Genomic DNA, 19215 nt, shown 5'->3' with positions numbered 1-19215 from the left:
CCGCCGTTATCCCAGGTTCACCAGGGTCTGCAACAGCTCAGACTGGGTTTTGATCGTCTGCGAGTTGGACTGATAGTTGCGCTGGTAAACGATCATGTTGACCATCTCCTGACTCAGATCCACGTTGGACGCCTCAAGCTTGTTGCCGTACAGGTTGCCCAGGTTACCGGTGCCCGCTACGCCGATGACAGGCTGACCGGAGGATGGGGTTTCAGTCCAGCAGTTGTTGCCGCTGGAGGCGAGGCCGCCTGCGTTGGTGAAGTTCGCCAGCACCACCTGGCCCAGCAGCTGCTGCTGGCCGTTGCTGTAGGAGGCCATAATCTGGCCGTTGTCACCGATGGTATAGCCGTTCATCGAGCCTGGCGCATAACCGGTGGTGCTGGGGCTGTCCATCGCGGTATCGGCAGCCTGCTGCGTCATGCCGGTCATATCCAGTTCGAAATCCAGCGCGTCGGCGCCGTTCCAGGCTGAGCTCTCAATTTTGACAGTGGCCGGATTGGTGGTGAGCTGACCGGCACTGTCGAAGGCGAGATCCATTTGCTGATACTCTTCTTTGCCGTTGTCACCGATCTTCGGCGCGGTGGTGTCATGGGTATAGACTTTCCACGCGTTGTCGCCGGTTTTTACGAAGTAGACGTTCACCGTGTGGCGGTTGCCAAGGCTGTCGTAGGCGTCAACCTGGGATACCGAGCTATAGCTTTTGTTGTCTTTGGGATCGAAGGGGATATCGGCGGCGATCGGGTCCGTGCCGGAGTCGAGGTTGCCCGTCATCGTGCCGCCGTCAGAGGCGCGCGCCGGCATCTGCCCGGTGGGGATCTGGATCGGGCCGACCGCGGCGCCAGGCTGAATCGCTGGCGGCGTGCCTGTCGCCTGATAACCGGTGAGCTGCATACCCATATCGTTGACGATATAACCGTTCTCATTGGTTTTGAACTGCCCGTTGCGGCTGTAAAAAACCTGCCCGGCTTCGCTCACCAGGCGGAAAAATCCGTTCCCCTGGATGCCCATATCCAGGCTGCTGCTGCCCTGGCCCAGCACGCCATCGCTAAAATTCTGTTTAACCCCGGCCACCTGTACGCCCATGCCGATTTGCGATCCGGCAAAGACGTCGGCAAAAGAGATGGAGCCGGATTTAAATCCAACGGTCTGGGAGTTGGCGATGTTGTTGCCGACGACATCCAGCGCCTGCGACGCCGCGTTCAGTCCACTAAGACCTTGTGAAAAACTCATACGTAACCTTCCTGGCCGCTAATAAATGCTAAAACGGAAATTACTCAATCAGATAAACCTGGCTCAGCGTGGCGCTGCCGCCCAGTCCCAGTTGCAGTACCGCACCGGTCAGGGTGAAGGAGACGCTCTCCACTTTGCCATGTTTCAGGGAAACGATTTTTGGTGCAGAACCATCCTCGTTGGCAGCGGTATAGGTGACTTTGTAAGACTTGCCTTCACCTAACTCCGGCGTCGCCGGCTGGAACCCGGTCAGCTCGTCGAAGCGGTATTTATGCACGCCCGCTTTGACATCTTTCAGTTCAGCGGTATAGCTGTTGCCCTCGCTGTCGGTCAGCACCACGTTCACTTTATCGACGTCGTTTTCGACCGAGAACGCGAGCGTGTCTTCCGCTTTGGTGACGGTGCTGTCGCCTTCGGTATAAACGCTGCGTCCAACCCACTGCGCCGCGTTCATCTGCTGCATGCTGACCACCAGCTGGCCGACGTTATTCATTGAACTGTTCAGCTGCTGAACGCCCGCCGCCGTGTTGAACTGCGCCATCAGCGAGGTGAGCTGATTGTTGTCCATCGGGTTGGTGGGGTCCTGGTTTTGCATCTGCGCAACCAGCAGGTTCATGAAGTTGTTAGTGATATCGTCAATCGATGAACCATTGGTATTATTGGCGGCGCTGTAATTACTGGTAACTGGCGAGACGGCCATTTCAACTCTCCTTATTGACCCAGCGTCAGCGTCTTCAGCATCAGCGCCTTGGCGGTATTCAATACTTCCACGTTGGCCTGATAGCTGCGCGAAGCGGAAATGGTGTTGACCATTTCACCCACGACATCCACATTCGGCATCCGCACGTAGCCACGGGCGTCCGCTAACGGATTGCCGGGCTCGTACACCATGCGATCCGGGGCGTTGCTTTCCACCACGTCACTGACCTGCACGCCGCCGATCTCCTGACCGGGCGCCTGATTGACGCGGAAAACCACCTGACGCGCGCGGTAGGGTTCACCGTCTGGCCCGACGACGCTGTCGGCGTTCGCCATATTGCTGGCGCTGACGTTCAGTCGCTTCGACTGCGCCGTCATGGCGGAACCTGAAATATCAAAAATGCTGAATAAAGACATGACGATTAACCCTGACTGATCACGCTCATCATCCCTTTAATCTGGGAACCGAGAATGGTTAAGCTGGTTTGATATTTGATGTTGTTGTCAGCGAAATTAACTCGCTCACGATCCATATCGACGGTATTGCCGTCAGCGCTGGGCTGATCGGGAATCCGATATAATAAATCGGTCTGATTAAAGACCGTCGCCGTTGCCGGGATATGCCTGGCGGCGGTCAGATTCAGCGTTAAGGGCTCAGTACGGCTGCGCTGTTGACTGACCGCCTGTTTAAGCTGCTGAGAAAAGTCGATATCCCTGGCTAAATAGCCCGGCGTATCGGCGTTAGCGATATTCGACGCTAAAATATCCTGCCGGCGGGCGAGTAAACTCAGCGCTTCCTGCTGAAAATAGAGTGCCTTATCGAGTTTATCCATCATGACAAGACGGGCCTTTTTTTACACGGAGATTAACGCAGAGGACTATAAAGGGGATTGGAAATAATCTATACCGCAAAAATAAGACAAATATTATGGTATTTACCGGGCTAATTATGAATAAAGGCGCCATTCCGCTAATTAAATGCAGAAATGACGCCATTTCTGTCGATTATTTTCTGTCAGATTAGCGCTACACTAACGCACGCTTCAGGATGTATGAATCATCTTATTCTTTATTATAGCTACCGACTCGGATTAGCATGAAAAAATTATTTTACCGCTGGTGGAAAATATTATTACTTTTATTTTTCATTCCTTTTACCACGTCAGCACAGATTGATAATGATTCATTGATCCAGAAAATTAACGCCTTATTAAACGGCGACAGCCGCGAAACCGGCGTGGTGCGTCGGGCGACATTGCTCTCTACGGCAGAAAAGCGCATGGCGCTGTGCGACAAGCCGCGTCTCTCCCTGAGCGGCGCCCAGCGTCTTACCGGCAACAGAACGGTGGTGGCGCAGTGCGGCAATAAAAAGCATTTTATCCAGATCAGGGTGGAAGCAGAGGGCCGCTGGTGGGTGGCGGCGCGCGACCTCAAAGCGGGCAGCATGTTGAATGCGCAGGATATTGTGCCGCGCAGCGGTTCGCTGGCTAACCTGCCGGGCGATGTGATGACGCAATTGGGAAGTATCGAAGGCGCGGTACTCACCCGCGCGGTGCGCGCCGGACAGCCGCTGACGCAAAATCAGCTGCGCAAAAGCTGGCGCGTCAGCCGCGGCGAGGAAGTGGACGTGATTGCCTGGGGCGATGGCTTTCATATCTATGCCAAAGGCAAAGCGCTGGATAATGCCGCAGTGGATGAAGCGGTGCGGGTGCGCATGAAAACGGGCCAGTTGGTCAGCGGCAGTGTGAATAAAGACGGCAGCGTACGGATAAATTTGTAGTTTCATCTTTAGTTATCCGGGAAAATACCGATATTGATAATAACGGCAAGATAACCAACATACAGGTTTCGGAGAACAAATAATGAGCATTAACCAAACGCTGAAAACGCAACCTGTTACGCCCGCCCAAATTCAGCAGGAAGTGAAGCTCACTCAACGCAACCTGGCGGACAGCGCAACAAAATCTACCCCGGCGTCGCAGCAGGGCACCGACGTTAAACTCAGCGCTTTAACGCAGCATATTAAACAAGACGACTCTCAGGACGTGGACAGCGTGCGCGTCGAGCAGATTAAACAGGCGATCCGCAACGGCGAACTGCATATGGATTACGATAAAATTGCTGAGTCGCTGTTGCAGAATATCCTTGAAGACTGGTAATAAAAGCGAGCATGGACACTTTACAGGCCACCTTAAATAAATTGCAGGAAACGCTAAACGAACTGGATGTCGTGCTGGTGGAAGAGGTAAAACAGCTCAGCGGCGCGCAGATTAATCCGGTTTCGCTTCAGCGCATTTCCGATATGAAAAGCCGCCTGCTGTCGACCGTCGCGTATTATGACGAGCAGCGAAAACAGCAGGAAGATTCTTTGCAACTGTTCGCGCCCTATCCGCAGCAGCCGACGCTGGCCGCGCTCTGGAACGACATGGTGCCGACGATTAAAAGAGCCAGCGAGATGAATCAGCAAACCAGCCAGCTGCTGGAAATGCATATGCAAAGAGCGCGCAATTTAATCCGCGCGATAGATAAAACGGCGGCGGCGCCAGGCCTGTATACCGCGGGCGGGCAGTCGGATAATAACGGCTCCACGCGCGCTTACAATATTACTATATAAACAAAGCATCCTTCTCTCTGATGTAATTTGCCGGCTTTCTTAACAGAAAGCTTTTTTTTCGCGGCCGCCGCGACGCTATTGCTGCGCTGCGATCCGTTCTGCCGTCGCCAGTTTTAGCTTGCCGCTGCGCGCGCATCTCCCGCCCAAATTGGTCCGACCAAACCCACTGCTTTGTGACAAATCTTCCAGCCTCAAATGAAAGATTTAGCGAAATATTGCATTCGCCCCCGCACCAGATAAACAATTATTTAACATTTATATTCCTTTTGGTCTGGCCAGCCTTACGGCTGCGTGCTGTCTGACTGCGGCGCTGTCGATCTCTGCCGCCTGAAGGCAGGCCCCTTCTGGAGAATCAGGATCATGCAAAACTGGCAGCAACTTTACGATCCGCTCGATAATATCTGGCTGTCGAGCCTGATTGCCGCGCTTCCCATTATCTTTTTCTTTTTCGCGCTGACGAAGCTGCGGCTGAAAGGCTATCTCGCAGGCACCATTACAGTGCTGATCGCGCTGGCCGTGGCGCTGCTGTTTTACCGTATGCCCGTCGACCAGGCGCTCGCTTCTGCCGTTTATGGTTTCTTCTATGGGCTGTGGCCCATTGCCTGGATTATTGTCGCCGCGGTATTCGTCTACAAAATTACGGTGAAAACCGGCCAGTTCGACATTATTCGCAACTCGATTTTGTCGATTACCGAGGATCAGCGCCTGCAAATGTTGATCGTCGGCTTCGCTTTTGGATCGTTTCTGGAAGGCGCGGCGGGCTTCGGCGCGCCGGTGGCGATCACCGCCGCGCTGCTGGTCGGTCTGGGCTTTAAGCCGGTCTACGCCGCCGGGCTCTGCCTGATTGTGAATACTGCGCCGGTCGCCTTTGGCGCCATGGGGATTCCGATTATCGTCGCCGGGCAGGTCACCGGCGTGGATGCGATGGAGATCAGCCAGATGGCGGGACGTCAGCTGCCGTTTCTGACGATGATCGTACTGTTCTGGGTTATGGCGATCATGGACGGCTGGCGTGGGGTGAAAGAGACCTGGCCTGCGGTAGTGGTTTCCGGCGGCTCTTTCGCCATCGCGCAGTATCTGACCTCCAACTTCCTCGGCCCGGAGCTGCCGGACGTGATCTCCGCGCTGGTCTCTCTGCTCTGCCTGACGCTGTTTCTGCGCGTCTGGAAGCCAGCGCGTATTTTCCGCTTCGACACCCAGGAGGGCGCTAACGGCGAAGCAAGCCGGGTTACCCGCTACAGCACGGCGCAGGTTATCCGCGCCTGGATGCCGTTCCTGTTTTTAACCCTGACCGTCACCCTGTGGAGCATCCCGCCGTTTAAGGCGCTGTTCGCCCCCGGCGGCGCGCTTTACGACTGGGTGTTCTCGTTCGCCGTGCCGTTCCTGCATCAGCAGGTGATCAAGATGCCGCCGGTGGTCGCCGCCGCCACGCCGTATGCCGCCATCTATAAGCTCGACGGGTTCTCCGCCACCGGCACCGCGATTTTTATCGCCGCGCTGCTGTCGGTAATCTGGCTGCGCATGCGGCCCGCTCAGGCGCTAAGCGCCTTTGGCGAAACCCTGCGCGAACTGGCGCTGCCGATCTACTCCATCGGCGCGGTGCTGGCGTTCGCCTTCGTCTCCAACTATTCGGGCCTTTCCACCACGCTGGCGCTGGCGCTCGCCCACACCGGCAACGCCTTTACCTTCTTTTCACCGTTTCTTGGCTGGCTCGGCGTGTTCCTGACCGGCTCCGATACCTCCTCAAACGCCCTGTTCGCCGCCTTGCAGGCGACCACCGCGCAGCAGATCGGCGTGCCGGAGGTGTTGCTGGTCGCCGCCAACACCACCGGTGGCGTCACCGGCAAAATGATTTCTCCGCAGTCGATCGCCATCGCCTGCGCCGCGGTGGGGCTGGTCGGCAAAGAGGCCGACCTGTTCCGCTTTACCGTTAAACACAGCCTGATTTTCACCTGTATCGTGGGCATTATCACCTCGTTACAGGCCTGGGTATTCCCATGGATGATCCCGTAATGCATGAAGAACGACGTCTGGCCGAGAGCCTGGCGGAACGCCTGCGAGCGTTTATCGACCAGCAGCGGCTTCAGCCCGGCGAACGGCTGCCGGCAGAGCGCCAGCTGGCGCAGCAGCTGATGGTTTCCCGATCGTCGCTGCGCGAGGCGCTGCAAAAGCTGATCAGCGAAGGCGTGCTGGTCAGCCGACGCGGCGGCGGCAATTTTATCGCCGAACGTGCGGCGGACTGGTCGGCAGCGCGGCTGGTGATGCCGCTCAGCACGCTGCTGGCGGACGATCCCGGCTACCGTTATGACGTACTGGAGGCGCGCATCGCCATTGAAGCCAGCACTGCCTGGCACGCCGCGCGCCGCGCCACGGCGGAAGACAAAGCGCATATCGAGCGCTGCTATCAGATGATGCTGCAGGTCAGCGACCGCGACGACCCTGACCTGGCGGCGCATTCCGACGTGCGCTTCCATCTGGCGATCGCCGAAGCCGCCCACAATCTGGTGCTGTTACAGGCGATGCGCGGCCTGTTCGATCTGTTGCAGTCGTCGGTGATGCAGAGCCGCCAGCGGATGTATACCGCGCCGGAGATTTTTCAGCAGCTGGCGGTGCAGCATCAGGCGATGTGTCAGGCGATTATCGCGGGCGACGCCGAACGGGCGCGCAGCGCCACCATCCACCACCTTGAATTTGTCGACGCCACCATGCGCAACCTGCATGAGGAAGAGGCGCGACGGGCGCGCAGTCTGCGCATTCCAGACAGTAAAGCGTAAGCGAGGAAGACCGTGATTATCTCATCAGCAAAAGATTACCGAGCCGCAGCGAAAGCCAAAGTGCCGCCGTTTCTGTTTCACTACGCCGACGGCGGCGCCTATGACGAGTACACCCTGAAACGCAACAGCGAAGATCTGGCGCAAATCGCGCTGCGCCAGCGCATTCTGCGCAATATGTCTTCGCTGAGCCTGGAGACGCAGCTGTTCGGCGAAACGCTGTCGATGCCGGTGGCGCTGGCGCCGGTGGGATTGTGCGGCATGTACGCGCGCCGGGGCGAGGTGCAGGCGGCGCGTGCGGCGGATAAAAAAGGTATTCCTTTTACCCTCTCCACCGTGTCGCTCTGCCCGATTGAAGAAGTGGCGCCGGCGATGCAGCGCCCGATGTGGTTCCAGCTTTACGTGCTGCGCGACCGCGGCTTTATGCGTAACGTGCTGGAGCGGGCACAGGCGGCAGGCTGCTCGACGCTGGTGTTCACCGTCGATATGCCGGTGCCGGGGGCGCGCTACCGCGACGCGCACTCCGGCATGAGCGGCCCGAACGCGGCGATGCGCCGCTATATCCAGTCGGCGTTCTATCCGCAGTGGGCGTGGGACGTCGGCATTTATGGCCGTCCGCACGATCTCGGCAATATCTCCGCTTATCGCGGCGAGCCGACTCACCTGGAAGATTACATCGGCTGGCTGGGCAATAACTTCGACCCGTCGATCTCGTGGAGCGATTTGGAGTGGATTCGCGACTTCTGGAAAGGGCCGATGATCATCAAAGGCATTCTCGACCCGGAGGATGCGCGCGACGCGGTGCGTTTCGGCGCGGACGGCATTGTGGTCTCTAACCACGGCGGCCGCCAGCTGGACGGCGTGCTCTCGTCGGCGCGCGCGCTGCCCGCCATCGCCGACGCGGTAAAGGGCGATCTGGCGATTCTGGCGGACGGCGGCGTGCGCAGCGGGCTGGACGTGGTACGCATGATCGCGTTGGGCGCGGATACGGTGCTGCTGGGGCGCGCGTTTCTCTACGCGCTGGCGGCGGCGGGCGAAGCGGGCGTGACCAATCTGTTGAACCTGTTTGAAAAAGAGATGCGCGTGGCGATGACGCTGACCGGCGCGCGCTCGATTGCGGAAATCACCCGTGATTCGCTGGTGCAGGCGGTAGCGCCGATGCAGCCCGACGCGCTGGCGCAGGCGGTGGCCAACGACTAAGGCAAGAACGCGGCGGGCAAGCGTAAAAATCACCACGGCCACCGGTTCGGCGGCCAGGCGTAAGGGTTAATGCCTCTGCCAGCGCAACGTCAGCCAGGCTCAGCCCGCCAGCAATAAGAAAAGCGGGCAAGCATCACGTAGAAACAGAAAACCCGGCGTCGCCGCCGGGTTTTTATCTTGTCTGCTCAGGCTTTCGCGATCAGAACTGTTCCCAGCCGCCCTGCGAGCCGGACGCGGCGACCGGCGTCGGCGCCAGCACGCGCGAACGCGGCGCGCTAACGCCCGGGCTGCGCTCAACGCCCTGCGGCGCGGTTTTGAACACCGCAACCGTCTGCTCCAGCTGCCTTGCCTGATCTTCCAGCGACGAGGCGGCGGCAGAAGATTCCTCGACCAGCGCGGCGTTCTGCTGCGTAGTCGTATCCATCTCGGTCATCGCCTGGCCGATTTGCAGAATGCCGCGGCTCTGCTCCTCAGAAGCGCTGGCGATCTCGTTCATAATGCCGCTCACCTGCGAGACGGACCGCACGATATCGTTCATCGCCTGCCCGGCACTGCTGACCAGTCGTGAACCGTTATCCACCTTTTGTCCCGCTTCTTTGATCAGCGTTTCAATTTCACGCGCCGCCGTAGCGCTACGCTGCGCCAGGCTGCGCACCTCGCCCGCCACTACCGCAAAGCCGCGCCCCTGTTCGCCAGCGCGCGCCGCTTCCACCGCCGCGTTCAGCGCCAGGATATTGGTCTGGAAGGCAATTCCGTTGATTACGTTGATAATATCGGCGATTTTACGCGAACTGGCGCTGATATCTTCCATTGTCACCACCACGTCCTGCACGATTTCACCACCGCGTCCGGCGTTATGGGAGGCTTCCTGGGCCAGTCTGCTGGCCTGGTGTGCGTTGTCGGCGTTCTGCTTCACGGTAGACGTCAGCTGTTCCATGCTGGCGGCGGTTTCCACCACTGCCGCAGACTGCTGCTCAGTGCGCGAGGAGAGGTCAATATTGCCTGCGGCGATTTCCGCCGAGGCGCGCGCCACGTTGTCCACGCCCTGACGCACCTGAAGAATGATCTCTTGCAGGTTCTGGTTCATGCGCCCCACTGCCTGCATCAGCAGTCCTGGCTCATCGCCTCGCTGCGTATCGATGCGCGCGGTCAGATCGCCGGAGGCGATTTTATCGGCGACCAGCAGCGTCTCCCGCAACGGCTGCGTAATATTGCGCGTAATGCGCCAGGCGATCAGCAACCCAACCAGCACGCCGAGCGCGACGGCGATATACATGACAGAACTCGCTTCGGTAATGGTGAGCGTCGCCTGTTCAGTCTGGAACTGGTAGAGCGCATTTACCGCCGCGTTGAGTTTTTCCGCCGCGCTGGTCAGCACGCCGGACTGACTTTCGTGATGCGTAAAGAGGGTATGGTAGTTATCCAGCGTTGCGTTCAGGCGCCCAGCCTCCAGCGAAACGCCTGCGACCCAGCCCGTTTCGAGACCCGGCACGCTGTTTTTCAACAGTTCGCCCTGTTCCGCCACCGCGCTCAGCGCTGCCGCTATCGCCGCTTTACGCGCATCGTTCGGCTGGGTGATAAAATCGGGCCACAGCTTCATCACGCGCTGAATAGCGGCGTCCAGGCGGGAAGCCGCCAGCGCTTGCCCCGCATCCACGGCCTGACGACTCAGCGTCTCGCTTTTGCGGTCGTAGTCCGCCAGCGTATCCAGCTCCATTGCTTTCAACTGTTCGCTACGCTGGTTGATGAAAGCGACAAAGCGCGTTTTTTCCGTCAGGTAATAAGCCAGCGTCTGTTTAATGCTTTCCAGCCGCGATCTGCCTTCAGGATCCCAGCCCATCTGGTTAAGCGCGTCGCTTAGCTGTTCAAACTGCTGTAACGCTTTTGTATTCTGTTCGCCATAGCGGCTTTCGCCGGTGAACTGCAAAAGCGTGCGGTTAAAACGCGCCTGATTTAGCTGCTGCACCATCTGCACGACCAGCTGTTGCTTTTGCACATTTTCCCCGATAGTGGAAAGGCCGCGAATTCCGGCGACGGCAATCACCAGGCTGATCAACAGCACCAATATAAAGCCTGAGGTGAGCTTTTTACCCACGCTTAGATGATTAAAACCTGAAGTCCACGCTGACAAACTGCTCATAACTCACCTTGATAACAGAGAAAGGAAGATAGTGCTGCTATCGGCATGGTTAAGCATTGCTTTAGTGAATTTACAAAGCAGCGCGCTGATTAATCTATGTGCCGCCTCTTGAGAGGCGCGATAAAAGCTGGACGGCATCAATGGTCACACGCAACGTTAACAACAGAATTCAAAGTTAGTCACCCGTTGTTAACCATAAAGTTAGCTAAACCATTAGTGCATAGCCTGTTCTTTAGAAAGCGTGGTCAGCTAAGCAGTTGACCACGCGAGAGATTGTGCCGCCAGGTCGGCGGCACGGCGCTCAGTTCAGCATACAGTTGCCGTCCGGGCGCATTTTTTCCGGGCCGGGGCGATCGAGCATCTCGCACAGGATAATTTCAATGCCGTTGCATAACGCATTCAGCGGCAAATCGTTCGGCGAACTGCCGAAGGGATCTTCCAGCTCCTCCGCCAGCGACTCCAGCGACAGAAAGGTGTAAGAGATAAATACCGACACCAGCGGCGTCAGATAGTGCAGATCGGCCACCAGCGCAAACGGCAGCAGCGTACAGAACAGATAGACCGTCCGGTGCAGAATCAGCGTGTAGGCGAAGGGAATCGGCGTGTTGGCGATGCGATCGCAGCCGCCCAGCACGTCCGACAGCCGGTTCAGGTTGGCGTCGATGCTGCTGTAAAGCACGTCGCTCAGGCGTCCGGCCCGGCGCTGCTCGCCCAGCCAGTCGCCCATGCAGAGCAGCAGCCGGTTGGTGGGCTGCGGGCTGTTCTCCACCTGCGCCAGGTAACGCGCGGGCATCAGTCGACGCAAATCATCCCGCCCGTCGGTATGCCGCAGCTGGTGCTTCATGCTCCAGGCGAAGGCGATCAGCATCTGGCTGAACTGCTGAATCTCCGCCTCATCGGTCAGCACGCTTTTTATCTGGCGCAGCAGCGAGCGCTGAGCGATCAGCAGCGCGCCCCATAGCTGACGCGCCTCGGTGTAGCGCGCATAGCTGGCGTTATTGCGAAAGCCGAGGAAAATGGCGATGGCGATGCCCAGCAGGCTGAAAGGCGCGGTCGTCAGATGAACGCCGAGCTGTTCATACCACTGAAAGCAGATAACCGCGATAACCGACATCACCAGGTTCAAACTCAGGCGGAACAAAATATCCGGCAGCACCGAGCCGTGCCAGACAAAGAGACGGAAAAACCAGTGCTGATGGGGACGAACAATCATCAGGCCACCTCGTTTTCGAGGCGCTGACGACGGCGCAGCCCGGGGAACCAGTGCATCCACAGCCCGACCACCACCAGCGTGCCGATGCCGCCGATAGCCGCCGCCGGCACCGCGCCCAGCCAGGCGGCGAGCATGCCCGATTCAAATTCGCCCAGCTGGTTGGAGGTATTGATAAATATCGAGTTCACCGCATTAACGCGCCCGCGCATCTCGTCAGGCGTATCCAGCTGCACCAGCGCGCCGCGAATGACCATGCTGACCATATCGAAGCCGCCGGTGGCGAACAGCGCCAGCATCGACAGCCAAAGCTGCGATGAAAGCGCGAACACCAGCGTCGCCGCGCCGAAACCGGCGACGGAGATAAACATAATCATGCCGACGTGGCGCTCCAGCGAACGATGGCTCAGCCAGAAGCCGACCAGCAGCGCGCCGACCGCCGGCGCCGCGCGCAGCAGCCCCAGACCAAGCGGCCCGGTGTGCAGAATATCCTGCGCATAAATCGGCAGCAGCGCGGTTGCGCCGCCCAGCAGCACGGCGAAGAGATCGAGCGAAATCACGCCCAGCACGTCGGGACGTTCGCGAATAAAGCGTACGCCGGCGAACAGCGTTGAGAGCGTGGCGGGCGTGCGCGGCGGCTGCGCCTGTTCATAGCGCAGGCGGCTGACCATCACAATGGAGATCAGGTAGAGCAGGGCGGTGACCATATAGACCACTGAAGCGCCCGCCACATAGAGCAGGCCGCCCAGCGCCGGTCCCATGATCATTGCCGCCTGGCCGCCGACGGCACTGGCGGCGGTGGCGCGCGCCAGCAGACGCGGCGGCACCAGCGCAGGCAGCATCGACTGCATCGCCGGCGCCTCCATCACTTTCGCCACCGACAGCACGAACACCAGCCCCAGAATGGTCCAGACCTCGCTGTGGTGCAGCAGCGTCAGCGCCGTCAGCGCTACGATAGCCAGCCATTCAATCAGCTGAGAAAAGAAGACGATGCGGCGGCGATCGCGTTGGTCGGCGATGTGGCCCGCCCAGAGCGCCAGCGTCACGGAAGGAAGGAACTGCACCAGCCCGATCAGGCCGAGATAGAACGCTTTGCCGGTGATGGCGTAAATCTGCCAGCCGACAATGATAGATAACATCTGGAAACCAAAGCTGGAGCAGGTGCGCGCCAGCCAGAACGCAACGAACGAGCGGTGCTGTAACAGCGAATCCGCCCGCGAATCAGCAGGAGAAGCCATAACCATCCCAATAACAGCAACGAAACAGGCCGCAGAATCGCGACGCCGGGAAAGGTGCCCCCGATGATATTGTTCTGTTAGGGACACCGAACACAGACGATGCGGCAACCTGGCAGGTGAGCCTCTGTTTTACAATACTTGACGAAAATTTGGTAGTACAAGCCGTGCGAAGCGCAACGAGATTGACTAGCGCCGACGCGGTAAAAGCGGGAAGCGCATCATGTCGCGCTTCCGCGCCCAGGCAAAGCGCCGTTCATTGCCGAACCAACGGGCTGACAATTCAAAGATTCAGACGCCTCCGTTGCCGGAGGCGCGAGGCGGCTCAATATTCGTTGCCGATAACGCGGCCGCGATAGCTTTCCCAGTTGAAAGAGACCCACAGGCTCTGGCCAAGGCGCATGCGATCCATCACGCGCTCGCCCAGCAGTTTTACCATTTCCGCATGGTTGAGGTTAGTAAGCATGCCGGTAGGACGCTTCGAGGAGGAACGTCGGTCGACAATCTGGTTGATAATCACTTTTTCATAGCGTGATTCGGTCTGCATGCCGATCTCATCAATCACCAGCAGATCGACAGTGCTGAAATCGTGCAGCAGATGTTCTTCCGTGCGGTCGCCGCCGCTGAAAGAGCCTTTAATAATCGACATCAGATCGGCGACGGTGACGATCAGCACGCTTTTGCCGCGCAGGATCAGGTGGTTACCGATCGCCGCCGCCAGATGGTTTTTGCCGGTGCCGGGACGGCCGGAAAAAACAAAGCTGGCGATGCCCTGGTCAAACTCGTCAGCGTAGCGGCGTGCCTGCTCCAGCGCCTTACGCTGACCATCGTTTTCCACGCGGTAGTTATCGAACGAGCAGTTCATATGCAGCTCTCGGATGCCGGAGCGACCGAGGATGCGCTGCATCTTCATGGCGCGGTTTTCGCGCGCGATCGCCTCTGAGCGCAGCCGCCCCTGCTCCTGATTCCATGCCAGTAGCTCTTCGCCGCTCTGAAACTTTGGCTTGATATGGTCAGGCATCAGCCGGTGCAGACGGTTAAATAACTCAGCGGGCGTTTTCATTATTCACCTCGGAAACCATCGGGAATCGATTGATCGGGTTCAGGCAGCTGGTTGACGTCGCGCTGCGCACGTCCGCCGTTCGCCGCCCGGCTCTGCTGTACGCTGCGCGCCAGCTTCTGCTGCCACTGAACGTGATGAAAAGGTCGGCCGTCAGCCTGCCACCAGGTAATAAAGGACGCCAGCTCGGCGGGGGTTACCGGTTCGCTGAGCGCAATGCCCCAGATGGCGGCCTGACGCTGAAAATCGGCGTCGGGCCGCCAGCCGGCGTACATCATAAATTTGCCCGCTGGCGCGGCCATCGCCGCTGGCTGTGCCGCTGCGTCATGATAGAGCTGTTCATCCAGCGCCACATCGCTTTGCGGCTGTCTTGCCGCCGCCTCCAGCTCCAGCAGCTGCGCCAGTCGATCGGGAGAAACCGCATACAGCACCGGCGCGTTGTTATCGAACACGGCGACCGCGCCCGATTCCGCCGAGGAGAGCGCGCCGATCGGGTCCTGGCGAAACGCCTCAAGGCCAATGACGGTGGAGGTTAAAATCTTGACAGACATGGTAAATCCCGGATTACATTGCAGGCAAAACGTAACGGGCCGCCGCAGCAGCCGTGATTGCCTCTAGTCTATCAAGTTTAGCGCCCGGAATCGCCTCTTCCTTAGTGCTGCGTCTGCCAGGCGATGCCCGGTTTATCCTGTTTCATATGGCGCAGATCCCACAGGTAGCGCACGCAGGAGAGTAGACAAAAACTGTAGCCCAGCAGTTCGGTGCCCTCTTCCGCCATGTTTTTTACCGTGCGGTTATAGCCGTCGAGCATCAGGGTTTCCCACAGCTCGTGCATGCCGAACAGACGGGAATAGACAAGGATAGTCAACAGACCGGCGGCCATCATGTTCCAGCTGGGATGCTGTAAAAAATTCACCAGGCCAGAAAGCGTCGCCGCCGGATGGCGCGCCGCCAGAGCCAGACAGACGATGGCGACCGCCAGCGCGAACCAGACCCACGCGCCGTGAAAAATCTCATCAAACAAGAAATCCATCTCACGAATCAGCATACAGGCGAAAAAGCCGCCTTTAAGCACCAGGCTGTAGCGCAGGCTGCTCTGCCGGACGGCGTAAAAGAAGAAGGAGATCGCGATGCCGCCAAGGATCACTTCCTGAAAAATCTCGGTAAAGGAGGTTTCATGCAGCGCATCCCGCATCCAGTTTACATCAATGAAAACCAACCCCATCATCAGTGTCAGAAAGAGCGCGCAGCCCATAAAAGCGGCGAATTTTACGGTAATCTTTTTTATATCGTCGGACATATAATTTCTCTGAAAATGATTAGCGTGCTGATTATATGCACAGTCAATCAGTATATTTCTCATTTCATGCCTTCAAACCGGGCGCAGGCGGCATGGCGCCTGCATCGGCAGGCAATAACCCTTGTAAAGAAGGGCTAAGCACGCAAAAAAGTCGGTGCTGGAAGAAAGCGCACAAATATGAAATCGCAAGGGTGGTGACATGCGCGAATCTGTTAGTACTATCAAGCTGACGCCTTCATCAGCATGATAAAATCACGGTTTTAGTCATTTGAAAGCACGGGAAAGCACAATGCAACGATGCAACTGGGTATCAGACGATCCGCTTTATCAGCGTTACCACGACTGCGAATGGGGCGTGCCCGAAACGCGTGGCGCGGCGCTGTTTGAAATGCTCTGTCTTGAGGGTCAGCAGGCGGGTCTTTCATGGATTACGGTGCTGAAAAAGCGCGAAAACTATCGCGCCGCTTTCCACGGCTTCGACCCGCATAAGGTGGCCCGGATGGATGAAACGGATATGGCGCGGTTAATGCAGGACCGCGGCCTGATCCGTCATGCAGGGAAACTCGCCGCGATTATCGCCAACGCGCGCGCTTATCTGGCGATGCAGGCCAGCGGCGAAGATTTTTCGCAGTTTATCTGGTCTTTTGTCGATAACCAGCCGCAGGTAAGTCATTTCATCGAATCACGCGAAGCGCCAACGCAGACGCCCGCTTCGCTGGCAATGTCAAAAGCGCTGAAAAAGCGCGGCTTTAAATTTGTCGGATCGACCATTTGTTACTCATTTATGCAGGCGTGCGGGCTGGTTAATGACCACATAACAGGCTGTTTCCGCCATCCCGTTAATACCTCTTCGTAGAAATTTACAAATCTGAGGAAATTCCTGGATATTTCCTGCATCTTTACGCGGCATAATTGCCGCCTTCAGCAGGTGCGGGTGCGCCTGTAGGAAGCTTTTTAAAGGATATAAAGATGAAAAAAAGCATTATTGCCCTGTCACTGTTAGTAAGCGGCACAATTGCCCTTTCCGGCTGTACCACCAATCCTTATACCGGGGAATCTGAAGCGGGTAAATCCGGCATCGGCGCCAGCGTGGGCGCGCTGGTTGGCGCAGGCGTTGGGGTTCTCTCTTCTTCAAAGAAAGATCGCGGCAAAGGCGCGCTGATCGGCGCGGCTTCAGGCGCGGCGCTGGGTGGCGGCCTGGGTTATTACATGGATGTGCAGGAAGCCAAACTGCGTGAAAAAATGCGCGGCACCGGCGTCAGCGTCACGCGCAATGGCGACAACATCATCCTGAACATGCCTAACAATGTAACGTTCGACAGCAGCAGCAGCACGCTGAAACCGGCTGGCGCGCAGACGCTGACCGGCGTGGCGATGGTGCTGAAAGAGTACCCGAAAACTGCCGTTAACGTGATTGGCTACACCGACAGCACCGGTACGCGCGCGCTGAACATGCGTCTGTCGCAGCAGCGCGCCGACAGCGTCGCCAGCGCGCTGATCCTGCAGGGCGTCGCCAGCACTCGCGTACGCACCGGCGGCATGGGCCCGGATAACCCGATCGCCTCCAACAGCACGGAAGAGGGTAAAGCGCAGAACCGTCGCGTTGAGATCACCCTTAGCCCGCTGTCATAAATCTGCTTTATTTATCGGGGCAGTTCGCTGCCCCTTTACCGCCACGCCGCACCCTTTTTTCCGGCCAGCTTGTTCTGAGCCAGCTACGATGCTAACCACCGGCATCTGGCTGTGTTAGTCTCTCACCGAAATCCCGGAGTAAAAGAAAGACATGAAGCATAAGGCCGCACGCGCCACCATCAATGATGTTGCCAAAGCAGCAAAAACCGGCAAAACCAGCGTTTCCCGCTACCTCAATGGCGAACATCATGCCCTGTCGCCCGATTTGAAACAGCGTATTGAGCAGGCGATCGCCGCGCTTGACTACCGGCCCAACCAGATGGCTCGTGGCCTGAAGCGCGGACGCACGCGACTTATTGGCCTGATTATCGCCGATATTACCAATCCTTATTCAGTGGATGTGCTGTGCGGTATCGAAGCCGCCTGCCGCGCGCGCGGCTTTACCCTGCTGGTCTGCAATACCAACAATGAGATTGACCAGGAGCAGCACTATCTTCAGCTGCTAAGCAGCTATCAGGTAGAAGGCATCGTGGTCAACGCCGTCGGCATGCGCGAAGAGGCGCTCAACCGTTTGCAGCAGTCGCTGCTGCCGATGGTGCTGATCGACCGAAAAATTCCTGATTTTTCCTGCGACGTCGTCGGGCTGAATAATGTGCAGGCCGCCAATGACGCAACCGAGCATTTAGTGAAGAACGGCTACCGCGCGTTGCTGTTTCTCAGTGAGCCGCTTGGGCTGGTCAATACCCGGCTGGAGCGTTTGCAGGCGTTCCGCCAGTGCTGCGCCGGCCACACCGGCGTGCTCTGCGAAAACGCCGAGGCGGCGCTTAGCGACGCCGCGGCGATGGATCGCATTATCCTCGATTTTTACCGCCGTCACGCCGACCGGCCCGCCGCGCTGCTGGTGGCGAACGGCGCCCTGACACTACAGGTGGCGCGCGCTATGCGCCGTCTCGATCTGGACTGGGGCCGCAAAATGGGCTTGCTGGGCTTTGACGAACTGGAGTGGGCGGAGCTGGCGGGCGACGGCATCACCACTTTGAAACAGCCGACCTGGCAGATCGGCTATGCGGCGCTGGAGCGTGTGATTCAGCGCATTGAAGGCGAAGCGACGACCATAGAAGAACAAACCTTTCACGGCGAGCTGGTCGTGCGCGGTTCGACACGCCCGCTCGCCTGATCTTTCCACTTTTCCTTCTTGCGCCGCCTTTTGCAGGCGGCCTGTCCATCGCCGTCCAGCGCTTTTCGCATAATTCAGACGATCCCTGGCGTCAAATAAGTACATCGTGAGCGCGATCATAATTTCATACTTCCCTCCTTTGCTTTGGAACCGGTTCCATTTAGTTTTTCTTTATCGCGGTTCTATCTGTGACCGCTCCCGGAGGAAGAGTGAAAAGAGAAATCGTAGTGGTGTCCGCGGCTTACGGGCATCAAAAAGTCGCAGAGCTGGGCGGCCAGCGCGCGCTGCTGCCGATTATTGCTGAAGCAGGCGCTGACGGCGTGGAAATTCGTCGCGAGCTGTTTACCGAGTCAGAGCTGCAACAGCTGCCGCAGCTCGCCGCCGCCATTGCTGAACACCGGCTGAACGCCTTCTATTCTGTGCCCGACGCGCTGTTTACCGCGCAGGGAGAACTGAATCCGCAGCTGGGCCGTTATCTGCAGGAAGCGGATCAGCTGGGTGCCTCTCTGCTGAAGCTGTCGCTGGGCCACTATCGTCCCGGCGCCGAAGCAGGCCTCGCATCAACGCTGACGGCCAGCAAAGCCAGGCCGGTGGTGGAAAACGATCAGACCGAATACGGCACGCTGGCGGCGATCGCGGCATTTTTCGAGCAGTGCGATCAGACCGATATGACGTTCGATATGGCCAACTGGATCTGGACCGGCGATGACGCCTCTGCCGCTGCGCATCGCCTTGCGCGCCACGTCAGCTATATTCATGTAAAAGCCGCTATCCCCCATGGCGACAGCTTCCGCGCAATTGCGCTCGACGAAACCGACGGCAGCTGGCGCGCGCTGTTAAAACAGCTGCCTGCCGATGCGCCGCGCGGCATTGAATTTCCGCTACAGGGCGATGACCTGGTTGCCGTGACGCGCCACTATGTCGATCTGCTGCGCGAGGAGTAAATC

Annotated in this window: 20 protein-coding genes; 10 read left to right on the top strand and 10 right to left on the bottom strand. The window is 58.2% G+C overall.

Annotation, left to right across the window (positions count from 1 at the left end; translation table 11 throughout):
- Window positions 1-6 precede the first annotated feature (6 nt).
- The 4 genes from flgE to flgB are packed head-to-tail and all read right to left on the bottom strand — an operon-like array spanning window position 7 to window position 2765.
- Complete coding sequence (flgE, locus tag C2E16_RS00515) at window positions 7-1230, bottom strand: flagellar hook protein FlgE (RefSeq protein WP_104951383.1); 1224 nt, start codon at window positions 1228-1230, stop codon at window positions 7-9.
- A gap of 40 nt (window positions 1231-1270) precedes the next feature.
- The gene (locus C2E16_RS00510) at window positions 1271-1930 is read right to left on the bottom strand and encodes a flagellar hook assembly protein FlgD (RefSeq protein WP_038629401.1); all 660 of its coding nucleotides are present in this window, start codon (window positions 1928-1930) and stop codon (window positions 1271-1273) included.
- An 11-nt stretch (window positions 1931-1941) separates the two neighbouring features.
- Entirely contained in the window at window positions 1942-2346 is a 405-nt protein-coding gene (gene flgC / locus C2E16_RS00505; protein WP_038629399.1) for a flagellar basal body rod protein FlgC, read from the bottom strand.
- Between the two features lie 5 nt (window positions 2347-2351).
- Window positions 2352-2765, bottom strand: a complete 414-nt coding sequence (gene flgB / locus C2E16_RS00500; protein WP_038629397.1) for a flagellar basal body rod protein FlgB — start codon at window positions 2763-2765, stop codon at window positions 2352-2354.
- Between the two features lie 350 nt (window positions 2766-3115).
- On the opposite strand from flgB, the gene flgA reads away from it, so the two are divergent.
- The 6 genes from flgA (at window position 3116) to lldD (ending at window position 8514) form a co-directional block, all read left to right on the top strand.
- A complete protein-coding gene (flgA, locus tag C2E16_RS00495) occupies window positions 3116-3709 on the top strand; it encodes a flagellar basal body P-ring formation chaperone FlgA (RefSeq protein WP_162287236.1) in 594 nt (197 codons plus the stop codon).
- A gap of 82 nt (window positions 3710-3791) precedes the next feature.
- Window positions 3792-4088, top strand: a complete 297-nt coding sequence (flgM, locus tag C2E16_RS00490) for a flagellar biosynthesis anti-sigma factor FlgM (RefSeq protein WP_038629392.1) — start codon at window positions 3792-3794, stop codon at window positions 4086-4088.
- Window positions 4089-4099: 11 nt separating this feature from the next.
- The gene (locus C2E16_RS00485; RefSeq protein ID WP_084971291.1) at window positions 4100-4543 is read left to right on the top strand and encodes a flagella synthesis protein FlgN; all 444 of its coding nucleotides are present in this window, start codon (window positions 4100-4102) and stop codon (window positions 4541-4543) included.
- A 360-nt stretch (window positions 4544-4903) separates the two neighbouring features.
- Window positions 4904-6556 carry an L-lactate permease gene (gene lldP / locus C2E16_RS00480; RefSeq protein WP_084971293.1) on the top strand — a complete coding sequence of 551 codons (1653 nt, stop codon included), beginning with the start codon at window positions 4904-4906 and terminating at the stop codon, window positions 6554-6556.
- Window positions 6541-7317 (top strand): transcriptional regulator LldR, encoded by a 777-nt coding sequence (gene lldR, locus C2E16_RS00475; protein WP_244555342.1) that lies wholly within the window; start codon window positions 6541-6543, stop codon window positions 7315-7317. The genes lldP and lldR overlap by 16 nt, the downstream gene beginning before the upstream one ends.
- 12 nt (window positions 7318-7329) lie before the next feature.
- Entirely contained in the window at window positions 7330-8514 is a 1185-nt protein-coding gene (gene lldD, locus C2E16_RS00470) for an FMN-dependent L-lactate dehydrogenase LldD (RefSeq protein ID WP_084971295.1), read from the top strand.
- A gap of 199 nt (window positions 8515-8713) precedes the next feature.
- Here the strand turns inward: lldD and C2E16_RS21280 are convergent, their stop codons facing one another.
- The 6 genes from C2E16_RS21280 to C2E16_RS00440 all read right to left on the bottom strand — a co-directional run bounded on the left by C2E16_RS21280 (window position 8714) and on the right by C2E16_RS00440 (window position 15459).
- The gene (locus tag C2E16_RS21280; RefSeq protein ID WP_280525403.1) at window positions 8714-10654 is read right to left on the bottom strand and encodes a methyl-accepting chemotaxis protein; all 1941 of its coding nucleotides are present in this window, start codon (window positions 10652-10654) and stop codon (window positions 8714-8716) included.
- Window positions 10655-10955: 301 nt separating this feature from the next.
- Window positions 10956-11867: a bestrophin family protein gene (locus C2E16_RS00460; protein ID WP_084971680.1), complete on the bottom strand. Its 912-nt coding sequence runs from the start codon at window positions 11865-11867 to the stop codon at window positions 10956-10958.
- Window positions 11867-13102, bottom strand: coding sequence for an MFS transporter (locus C2E16_RS00455; protein ID WP_038629381.1), 1236 nt, complete (start codon window positions 13100-13102; stop codon window positions 11867-11869). The genes C2E16_RS00460 and C2E16_RS00455 overlap by 1 nt, the downstream gene beginning before the upstream one ends.
- A gap of 322 nt (window positions 13103-13424) precedes the next feature.
- Window positions 13425-14162, bottom strand: coding sequence for a DNA replication protein DnaC (dnaC, locus tag C2E16_RS00450; protein ID WP_038629379.1), 738 nt, complete (start codon window positions 14160-14162; stop codon window positions 13425-13427).
- Window positions 14162-14710: a primosomal protein DnaT gene (gene dnaT / locus C2E16_RS00445; RefSeq protein WP_038629375.1), complete on the bottom strand. Its 549-nt coding sequence runs from the start codon at window positions 14708-14710 to the stop codon at window positions 14162-14164. Before dnaT ends, dnaC begins: the two co-directional genes overlap by 1 nt.
- A 101-nt stretch (window positions 14711-14811) precedes the next feature.
- Complete coding sequence (locus C2E16_RS00440; protein WP_038629373.1) at window positions 14812-15459, bottom strand: hypothetical protein; 648 nt, start codon at window positions 15457-15459, stop codon at window positions 14812-14814.
- Window positions 15460-15748: 289 nt separating this feature from the next.
- Here C2E16_RS00440 and C2E16_RS00435 point away from each other — a divergent pair, with 289 nt between their 5' ends.
- From C2E16_RS00435 to C2E16_RS00420, 4 genes are all read left to right on the top strand, one after another.
- Window positions 15749-16315: a DNA-3-methyladenine glycosylase I gene (locus tag C2E16_RS00435; RefSeq protein WP_038629371.1), complete on the top strand. Its 567-nt coding sequence runs from the start codon at window positions 15749-15751 to the stop codon at window positions 16313-16315.
- Window positions 16316-16428: 113 nt separating this feature from the next.
- A complete protein-coding gene (locus tag C2E16_RS00430; protein WP_038629369.1) occupies window positions 16429-17091 on the top strand; it encodes an OmpA family lipoprotein in 663 nt (220 codons plus the stop codon).
- 151 nt (window positions 17092-17242) lie between these two features.
- On the top strand, window positions 17243-18268 hold the full coding sequence (locus tag C2E16_RS00425; protein ID WP_084970732.1) for a LacI family DNA-binding transcriptional regulator: 1026 nt from the start codon (window positions 17243-17245) through the stop codon (window positions 18266-18268).
- A 209-nt stretch (window positions 18269-18477) separates the two neighbouring features.
- The gene (locus C2E16_RS00420; RefSeq protein ID WP_084970733.1) at window positions 18478-19212 is read left to right on the top strand and encodes a sugar phosphate isomerase/epimerase family protein; all 735 of its coding nucleotides are present in this window, start codon (window positions 18478-18480) and stop codon (window positions 19210-19212) included.
- Window positions 19213-19215: the final 3 nt, after the last annotated feature.

The sequence above is a fragment of the Mixta calida genome (genome assembly GCF_002953215.1).
In the GTDB taxonomy this organism is placed as follows: domain Bacteria; phylum Pseudomonadota; class Gammaproteobacteria; order Enterobacterales; family Enterobacteriaceae; genus Mixta; species Mixta calida.
The sequence above is the reverse complement of the archived record's forward strand: the minus strand, read 5'-3'. Positions and strand labels throughout refer to the sequence as shown.

Coding starts and splice junctions, on each gene's coding strand:
- C2E16_RS00440 (WP_038629373.1), bottom strand. CDS start 15,459: ATGTCCGACGATATAAAAAAGATTACCGTAAAATTCGCCGCTTTTATG.
- C2E16_RS00510 (WP_038629401.1), bottom strand. CDS start 1,930: ATGGCCGTCTCGCCAGTTACCAGTAATTACAGCGCCGCCAATAATACC.
- flgC (WP_038629399.1), bottom strand. CDS start 2,346: ATGTCTTTATTCAGCATTTTTGATATTTCAGGTTCCGCCATGACGGCG.
- dnaT (WP_038629375.1), bottom strand. CDS start 14,710: ATGTCTGTCAAGATTTTAACCTCCACCGTCATTGGCCTTGAGGCGTTT.
- C2E16_RS00455 (WP_038629381.1), bottom strand. CDS start 13,102: ATGGCTTCTCCTGCTGATTCGCGGGCGGATTCGCTGTTACAGCACCGC.
- C2E16_RS00460 (WP_084971680.1), bottom strand. CDS start 11,867: ATGATTGTTCGTCCCCATCAGCACTGGTTTTTCCGTCTCTTTGTCTGG.
- lldP (WP_084971293.1), top strand. CDS start 4,904: ATGCAAAACTGGCAGCAACTTTACGATCCGCTCGATAATATCTGGCTG.
- C2E16_RS00425 (WP_084970732.1), top strand. CDS start 17,243: ATGAAGCATAAGGCCGCACGCGCCACCATCAATGATGTTGCCAAAGCA.
- C2E16_RS00435 (WP_038629371.1), top strand. CDS start 15,749: ATGCAACGATGCAACTGGGTATCAGACGATCCGCTTTATCAGCGTTAC.
- C2E16_RS21280 (WP_280525403.1), bottom strand. CDS start 10,654: ATGAGCAGTTTGTCAGCGTGGACTTCAGGTTTTAATCATCTAAGCGTG.
- dnaC (WP_038629379.1), bottom strand. CDS start 14,162: ATGAAAACGCCCGCTGAGTTATTTAACCGTCTGCACCGGCTGATGCCT.
- lldR (WP_244555342.1), top strand. CDS start 6,541: ATGGATGATCCCGTAATGCATGAAGAACGACGTCTGGCCGAGAGCCTG.
- flgM (WP_038629392.1), top strand. CDS start 3,792: ATGAGCATTAACCAAACGCTGAAAACGCAACCTGTTACGCCCGCCCAA.
- flgE (WP_104951383.1), bottom strand. CDS start 1,230: ATGAGTTTTTCACAAGGTCTTAGTGGACTGAACGCGGCGTCGCAGGCG.
- C2E16_RS00485 (WP_084971291.1), top strand. CDS start 4,100: ATGGACACTTTACAGGCCACCTTAAATAAATTGCAGGAAACGCTAAAC.
- C2E16_RS00430 (WP_038629369.1), top strand. CDS start 16,429: ATGAAAAAAAGCATTATTGCCCTGTCACTGTTAGTAAGCGGCACAATT.
- flgB (WP_038629397.1), bottom strand. CDS start 2,765: ATGATGGATAAACTCGATAAGGCACTCTATTTTCAGCAGGAAGCGCTG.